Genomic DNA, 453 nt, shown 5'->3' on the forward strand with positions numbered 1-453 from the left:
CGTAGATAGGACAAATAAATATATTCGCCTGTCTTTCGCTCATACTTTCAGCTTTCTGTTTGTTGTTAGAAGTCTTGAACTTCTGTTCTACAGTCTTGCTTGTGTCAATATGTCAAAGATCTTTTCGAGGACTTGCCTCGGAGTGGAGAATATCGGGGTCGAACCGATGACCTCTTGCATGCCATGCAAGCGCTCTAGCCAACTGAGCTAATCCCCCTCATAGAGAGTAGTAGTGCAGATTTTTCACCTGAATCACATTGACCTTGTGGTCGATGTGTAGTCCCAGGCAGACTTTGCCTAAACCACATTGACCTAACGGTCGATGTGTAGTCCCAGGCAGACTTGAACTGCCGACCTCCACATTATCAGTGTGGCGCTCTAACCAACTGAGCTATAGGACTGTCTGACTCGGCGTTCAATTAACCTGTGGGCTTAACTGCGCCCAGTTTCTTT

The 453-nt window shown here is 46.6% G+C and carries 2 tRNA genes; both read right to left on the bottom strand.

The annotated features are described in order from the left end of the window. Positions 1-143 precede the first annotated feature (143 nt). Positions 144-217: transfer RNA gene (locus CIK92_RS11105), tRNA-Ala, on the bottom strand. Between the two features lie 110 nt (positions 218-327). Next, positions 328-401: transfer RNA gene (locus CIK92_RS11110), tRNA-Ile, on the bottom strand. Between the last annotated feature and the right edge of the window lie 52 nt (positions 402-453).

The sequence above is a fragment of the Prevotella sp. P4-67 genome (genome assembly GCF_002251325.1).
Lineage (GTDB): Bacteria > Bacteroidota > Bacteroidia > Bacteroidales > Bacteroidaceae > Prevotella.